6 protein-coding genes and 1 pseudogene are annotated in these 7489 nt (G+C 46.8%); all 7 read left to right on the forward strand.

Features of this window, described 5'->3' with window-relative positions:
• Positions 1-36 precede the first annotated feature (36 nt).
• Positions 37-306, forward strand: coding sequence for a hypothetical protein (locus O3A65_08705; GenBank protein MDA1332539.1), 270 nt, complete (start codon positions 37-39; stop codon positions 304-306).
• 129 nt (positions 307-435) lie between these two features.
• Positions 436-1614, forward strand: coding sequence for a nuclear transport factor 2 family protein (locus O3A65_08710; protein ID MDA1332540.1), 1179 nt, complete (start codon positions 436-438; stop codon positions 1612-1614).
• A 188-nt stretch (positions 1615-1802) separates the two neighbouring features.
• The gene (locus O3A65_08715) at positions 1803-2036 is read left to right on the forward strand and encodes a hypothetical protein (GenBank protein ID MDA1332541.1); all 234 of its coding nucleotides are present in this window, start codon (positions 1803-1805) and stop codon (positions 2034-2036) included.
• 95 nt (positions 2037-2131) lie between these two features.
• A complete protein-coding gene (locus O3A65_08720; GenBank protein ID MDA1332542.1) occupies positions 2132-3079 on the forward strand; it encodes a T9SS type A sorting domain-containing protein in 948 nt (315 codons plus the stop codon).
• Between the two features lie 353 nt (positions 3080-3432).
• Complete coding sequence (locus tag O3A65_08725) at positions 3433-5559, forward strand: endonuclease (GenBank protein MDA1332543.1); 2127 nt, start codon at positions 3433-3435, stop codon at positions 5557-5559.
• A 30-nt stretch (positions 5560-5589) separates the two neighbouring features.
• A pseudogene (locus O3A65_08730) lies at positions 5590-5907 on the forward strand (YbjQ family protein).
• Between the two features lie 973 nt (positions 5908-6880).
• Entirely contained in the window at positions 6881-7354 is a 474-nt protein-coding gene (locus tag O3A65_08735) for a hypothetical protein (GenBank protein ID MDA1332544.1), read from the forward strand.
• Positions 7355-7489 lie beyond the last annotated feature (135 nt).

The following is a 7489-nucleotide window of genomic DNA, read 5'->3' on the forward strand; positions in this document are numbered from 1 at the left end:
ACAGTTTTTTGAAGCAATCCAATTGTTGTTGCACTCGTGACTTCAGAAGTGGACCCCATTTCGGGGAAGGAGATCAGAAGAAGCGGATTGATCCGGAAATTCCAAGGTAACATTAATCCATTGCTGATTGATAGTACGCTTGATGATAGACTATTTGGTGTTGCGACCAACACTGACAGTGATGAGGTTCCAAGGGCCTTTGGTTTCGAGTCTGTTTATCCAAATCCTGCTTTGGGGCCAATCTTTGTTAGAGTTAGCACGATGTCCCACACCATCGCATATCTAAGCTTTCTACCCATTTTTTGATTACTTACGTGTTTTGATGAAGTCTCATTGTTTATCTTATGATAATCTAAAGGACATTTTTATTATGTACCTTTACAATCTATGGCTAATTGGAGTATTTACCCAAGACCACCACAACTAGATCAAACAATGAAGCACATTTTCTTCTTCTTAACCCTTTCCTTCACGGCTCTCTCAGTGCAAGCTCAATCGAGCTGGTTCACCAATACGAGTTGCTCTCCTCACGGAACCGCGATTGCTGACGAGGCCTTTGAGGCCTTGGTCAATGTCGAGCGTCCGATGGCGATCGGAATGTCGAAGGCCGCGCTTCTCATTGATGAAGGCTGCGGCATTGCCAAGCTTGTTCTTGCAAGCGCCTCGGGAGACTCCCAACAGAGACTTCTTGACGAGGCGGGTGCTATGAGCCTCTCTGCAGACGAAGCGCTTTGGCATGGCCTGTTGAAGATGGACCAAGGTTGTATACAACTTTGGTCGTGCCAAGGTTGGCAGCAAGCTGCGACAGAAATCGTTGAATCAGGCAACGAGTCTCCTGCATTTGCCTACCAGTCCGCCTGGGACGCTGAAAGAGGCACGGTTGCTGCCAACATGGAGGCTTTTGTGGCAGAATATCCTGATCATGCAGCAAGCGCCTACAACATATTAGCCTATGCCTATGCTCAGGCCGGTGGGGGTGTCGAAGAAGTTGACATGATCAAAGCAATGCGTTACCTGTATCTATATGAGCAAGGCCATGACGGACCGAATGCGTCTGATTCTCGATCTGAAATCCTGTGGAGTGCAGGCGAGAGGGCAGGTGCTTGGACGGCCATCCGCTCGGCGGTTGATCGGGGAGGTAATCCTTCGATTTACGCAAGCCGCGAAGGAGTCATCTGGCGGGCCATGAATGAGGCAGATCTCGCTACAGCGATTCATGAAAAGGTTTCTACCTTTTGGGGAGTTTTTTTAGATGCTGAAGGAAACAAGGAAGCTTGGGCTGCATTGCTTGCTCCCTCGTCATCGCACTGCAACTCGAATATGGAGGCATGCTACAAGGCTACGAAAGTGGAGCAACTTGGCAAGCTTTCTGCGGGTCCAGAATGGCTCTCCTTGGAGGTAAGTGATGTTGATGTGACGTTCAATAGTGATTACTCAACGGCTGTTGCGACGCACATGAACACGGGCCAGTACAAAACGGACGATGGCTCTGTTGTTGATTACAAAGCTCGCGGCTCAAGTGTTTGGAGCCTTGATCCGCTGTTGGGAGAATGGCTTCTGATCCACGTAAACTTCGCACCTTCTGGAGGTGCAGGTATTCCTTCGACGAACTAGATCGTTTGAGATTATGATTGAAAACAGGGGAGTGGGGTGCAAATCTCACTCCCCTTTTTTTTGCAATTTGAGTCACCTTCTACTTTGTTGGATTTCTACTTTTGGGTCCATGTGTATGATGTGGGGTTTCCCTGTTGACACCGTGCAAGAGATTCCGTAACTCATATTCCTAATTTTTAAGTGTGGTTATGAAACGAATCCTAAATTTCAGCCTTCTGATTTTTATCTCCGCGACCTTGGCTAACGCTCAGACACTAGGTGCTGGGGATATCGCCATTATCGGAGCCAATGCGGTTAATCCAGATGAATTTGCCTTTGTAGCACTAGTAGATATCCCTCAAGGGACCGTAATTGGCTTTGTAGATCACGGGTGGCTTGCATCCGGTGCGTTCCGTACAAACGGGAATTATAATTGTCGTTGAACCGGAATAATAGTTGACGTTGATCAATAATGTCAATAATTTGGAAATGATGCGTTTGGTGACGAGGTTGTGACCACGCCACATAAAGAGCCACTTTGCTTAAACCAAACCTTACATTCGTAATGAAGAAACTGATACCACTCCTTGCTTTTTGTTTATTACTTCCGGCTACCGTTCTCGCTCAAACCGTCATAATTAATGAGGTGGATGCCGATCAGGCTGGCACTGATGCTGCAGAGTTTGTAGAGCTTTATGATGGCGGTATAGGAAACACGAGTCTCACAGGGATGTCTCTGGTCTTTGTCAACGGTAGTGACGACGCCACCTATGAAGCGTTTGACCTAGATGGATTTTCGACTGATGCAAATGGCTACTTCGTCTTGTGCGGAGACGCTGCAAACGTTCCAAATTGTACTCTAGACGTCGACCCCGGCACCAACCTCGTTCAAAATGGGGCTGATGGAGTGGCTCTTGTAACGGGAAATGCAGCTGATTTCCCAACGGATACCCCCGTAGCAAATGTAGTTGCTGTTATCATAGACGCAGTCGTTTACGATACCAATGACGACGACGATGCTGGAATTCTGGTTCTTCTCAATGCCGGTCAGATGCAGGTTAATGAAGACGGCGCCGGCGATGGAACTGCACATTCGATTCAACGATCTCCTAATGGCGCTGGCGGATTGCGCAACACGGATTCGTATACCTGGGGATTGCCTACACCTGGTTCTGTAAACGTACCAAGCGGTGTAGCAAACGAAACAGATGAAGCTCTGCCTGCGACGGTCGTACTTGACCAGAACTTTCCCAATCCATTTAATCCTTCAACATCGATTTCGTATTCACTACCACAGTCACAACTTGTTCGGCTGAGCGTGATTGATATGCTAGGCCGCGAAGTCGCGCAACTAGTAAACCGTGTTCAAGCGGCAGGTGAGAACCACGTTACGTTCGAGGCTAACGATCTGCCAAGTGGTATCTATATGTATCGCCTAGAAGCTGGAGCCTTCTCTGTTACTAGAAAAATGATCTTGCTTAAGTAACGGATTGATGAATACAGAGGATTTGATGCCGATGTTTTTACCTCTATCGGTGTCAGTTCGGGGGATAGGAAATCGGTTTCTACTGGTTTCCTATCCCTTTTTTGTTTCTAAATAGATCTCACGAGAGCTTGCCGATCAACATGCTCACGACAACTCGCATCAACGTACGTTGCCGGTCTTGGCATTTCAAAAGGCGTTCTAGAAGAACAAATAAGCGGTAATGATCGCCTTTATACTTTGCCTGAAGAGCCTTTGCGAAAGTAATTAGTATCATGGTAACAGCGGGTGGTTTTTCCTATTGACACGAAAGGAAAGGATTCATAACTCTAAACTTCAAATTATTGACGAGCCAAATGCTACGATCCTCCCTTGCCCTTCTGCTGGCGATGGTTCTTACCCTCCCAGTGTACGCCCAATCGCTTGCCCCAGGTGACATCGCAATCATTGGAGTGAATTCAGATAACCCCGATCAATTTGGCTTTGTCGCTCTAGTAGACCTACCCGCAGGGACCGCGATTAGCTTCGTTGATCATGGTTGGAAAGCAAGCGGCTCTTTTCGCACCAATGAGGATGAATACACGTTCACCTCATCCGCAACTGTACCCAAGGGCACTGTTATTCTTGTAGAGTCCGGTGCACCAGCGTTCTCGACGTCTGGTGATCAGCTCTTTGCTTTTCAAGGGACAGTTGAATCCCCAGCGATCATTTACGGCATTAACTTTGAAGACACGGGATGGCAAACAGATGCCACCTCTTCCAATACCTCGGCTCTACCTCCAACTCTTGTCAATGGATCAACAGCCGTGGCGATTGATGAATGCGATAACATCGCCTACAACGGTCCAACTACCGGATCTAAATCAGCCTTGCTCACCCTAATCGGCGACAAGGCTAACTGGACGTGCGACGATAGCACTAGGCTTACTTTTGCTTTGTCCTTTTCCGTTTCTGGGACAAGTGGCAACGCGCTACCTTCTTTTACGGAGCCAACGGTTGCTTTTGATGCGGTAGCAGGGACTACTGTGAACATCCAATATGCGGCACAGGATAGCGACATGGACCCGTTGACCTTTGGCGGAATCGGCCTGCCGTTAGGAGCAAACGTAAATACTTCAACTGGGATCTTTTCTTGGACTCCATCGGAAAGTAACGTCGGCCCAAATACGTTTACTATCACCGTTACGGATGGAAAAGACACCGCCTCGATCTCAGTAACGATCACAGTTACGTCACTCATTGAATCGAAAAGGCCCCGATTTACTGTCATACCTCCTGATACGTTAGTTGGTGGTGGTCTAAATCTTTCGATTCCGTTTAGCGTGACCGATCCAGATGCATTCCCGATCGCATCATACACCGTAACTCCCGCAGATCTTGGGGCCTCCATCAACAACTCGGAGTTCTCCTGGACGACCCCACTAATTCCCGATATCTACCGCTTTACTATTACCGCACAGGACGCTGAGGGGCTCACTGTAAGCTATGACCTATTTATAGGAATATCTGGCGAGCTATACAGTGGACAGTTGGGATCTGCGCTCCTAGAGAGCTTAAAAGGAGTGTTTACACCCGTATTAACGCTGGGATATGATGTGGCTCGAGATACCATGTATGCAAAGGTTGACTTAGATTTAGACGGGTTTGTGCGGGGTATATATACAGGTTTTGCTGTTGCATATACCACCGGCGACCCTAGTACAGAAATGTTCAATGCGGGGATCAATGCCGAGCACACCTGGCCCCAAAGCATGGGTGCCGAAAATGAGCCCCAGCGAAGTGATCTGCACTTCCTCTTCCCCGCGAAAGACAACGTCAACTCGACACGAAGCAATCATCCCTACGCTGACATTCCAGATAACCAGACAACAACGTGGTTTGTAGGATCATCATCGCAATCAGCCATGCCAACGGTGGACATCGACACTTATAGTGAGTTTGCATCAGGTCGGTTTGAGCCGAGAGAATCGGTTAAAGGCGACGTGTCAAGAGCAGTGCTGTACTTTAATACCATCTACTCTAGTGCCGCTAATTCATCGTTTTTCGCAGAGCAAAAGGCGACACTTCTTTCTTGGGCAACACAAGATCTGCCTTCCGGAAAAGAGATCAGGAGAAGTGGGCTGATTAGAAAGTACCAGGGCAATATCAATCCGCTGTTGCTTGACCAGTCACTTGGAAATCGCCTATTTGGAACAGCGACGAATGTAGAGGGCGAGACCTTGCCTCAACAGTTGAAAATAGATGCTATCTTCCCCAATCCAAGTTTCGGTGCCCTGTCAGTTAGGATTAGTACAATGGCCAACACTAGCGCAACTGTTTCGCTGTACAATGTGCTTGGCGAAAGACTCTCGGTCAAAAGCGTTGTGCTTCCTGGTGGGCTCATAGACCTACCTGTCAACCTGAAAGATTATACAAGCGGAGTCTACTTCGTGAGTGTCACGAGCGACAAGGGTTCTCAGACTCGCAGTGTGTTCAAATATTAACCATGTTAATCACTATCCGGCAGCTCACCAATGATAATCACAACCACTCCATCCATAGAAGGGCAAGCAATTGAGTCTTATTTAGGACCGATTTCAGCACATGTCGTGTTCGGAGTCAACATCTTCTCGGACATCGCAGCGAGTTGGCGGGACGTATTCGGGGGTCGCTCTCAGACGTACCAAAAACAACTTCATCGATTGACTTCGGCGGCCCTAGCTGATCTAGAACACGCTGCAAAAAAGCTTAGGGCAAATGCTATTGTAGGGCTCAAGATGGACTATTCTGAAATCTCTGGTGGGGGGAAGGCTGGGATGTTCATGGTAGTAGCCTCTGGAACAGCTGTGCTCTTTTCAAAATCTGATCAAGACCCCTCGGTTTTTCTCGAAAAAATAGTCGTAGCCGGCGAGAAAATAAAAATGCAAATTGAAAGATCAGTCTTTACGGCGGAATTCCCTGACTATTTGATTACAAATGATACCTTAAAAAAAGCAGTTGAATTGCGTGCTCATAATACCTTTGACCCCTTCAAAGTTCGGTACGAAAGTTCGACTGATATTAATGTAACCGATAAAAACGATGTCTTCTCTTACCTTGAAATGTGTATTGAGGAAAAAGGCTATCGGTGGCTACTTGATATATCCCTTGAGGCCCCGCTGAGAATGCACAAGTATTTACATGAATTACTGCAAAGCCATGACGATTTTCAGCTCCTCGACCTTGAACCCTATTTGAACGGTCAGGTCGCTGCCGATTACGTTTCACTTCTCAGTGTGTGCCGTCTGAGTCAAAAACATTATATACTTCAAGACCAAGAAAAAATAAGGCATCTAGCCACTCTTGTTCCAACTCGAAATTGGGAAGTAATTCAAGTTTCAAATAAAAAGAAACTTCTTGGGGGCACAACTGAGATCTACCTTTGTCCGTGCGGGGCAGAATTCAATTTTTCTCAAAGTGATATGTGCCTTAGATGCTCCAAAAACAAATGGGGTCTTCCAGGTAAGGAAGGGCCAGACGATGTTATTAAACATCTCATCTCCATAGCAGATGCACTAGAATCCATATCCGATTAACACTAGCTTTGGTGTCACCTGTAGGCCGAAAGGATTGCTTCTATTCCCAGGGCAGCTTTGGTTCAGGCTTTGCTTACGATAAAACCTTCATTCTCGTGAAACAACTCAAACTTATTAGCCGAGCAGAGCAAAGAATTTAATAATTAAATACTCTTTTTTGAGAAGGCACACTCTCAATTGAGCACCGAGGAAAAGAAAAACGAACTTAAACTTGCCTATTATACTTGAGGCAAACAACGAATAAAAAGAAATGCTCATAATCTACTATTTGATTTATGGAATAATGTTCGGCTTTCTGTCCACTGTGCTGGTAAAGGAGAAAAATCGTGATCAGTTTTCCTGGTTTTTGATTGGTTTCTTTTTTGGGTTATTCGGGTTCATCGCTGCGGCTATTGTGAATAAAGTTGATGGCGAATCACACCCAGATCCGGCGCCTGAGAACGTTTTTGTGCAGGTCGCATCTGTCTTTGATCCATCCTCTCGTGCAAAAACTTGTCCTGACTGCGCGGAAGCGATCAAACTCGGAGCACGAGTTTGCAGATTCTGCAACTATCGGTTTTCTGAAGAGGAAGTCATCGACGGAGTCCGAAGTGCTCATTGGAACTGGATGACGGGTGCCGATGCCAGCATAAATGGGATTGGGTACTGTAATTTTTGTGGTGCACAAACTGATAAAAACTTTGGCATTCCTCCTTTTATTGTATGTAAAGAATGCTCCGCTTAATCTCCCGCACTAGCGGCTCGCTCGCCGCAAATCCCTACTCCTGATGGGAGCACATGGTACCTATTCGTGCCTCGTCATTCATCAAATGCAAACGATTCTCTCATCCATTTCGGTAACCGCGGCCACTATGCCGGA

This window comes from Pseudomonadota bacterium (genome assembly GCA_027624715.1).
Lineage (GTDB): Bacteria > Pseudomonadota > Gammaproteobacteria > Burkholderiales > Eutrophovitaceae > Eutrophovita.

Coding starts and splice junctions, on each gene's coding strand:
- O3A65_08710 (MDA1332540.1), top strand. CDS start 436: ATGAAGCACATTTTCTTCTTCTTAACCCTTTCCTTCACGGCTCTCTCA.
- O3A65_08715 (MDA1332541.1), top strand. CDS start 1,803: ATGAAACGAATCCTAAATTTCAGCCTTCTGATTTTTATCTCCGCGACC.
- O3A65_08725 (MDA1332543.1), top strand. CDS start 3,433: ATGCTACGATCCTCCCTTGCCCTTCTGCTGGCGATGGTTCTTACCCTC.
- O3A65_08735 (MDA1332544.1), top strand. CDS start 6,881: ATGCTCATAATCTACTATTTGATTTATGGAATAATGTTCGGCTTTCTG.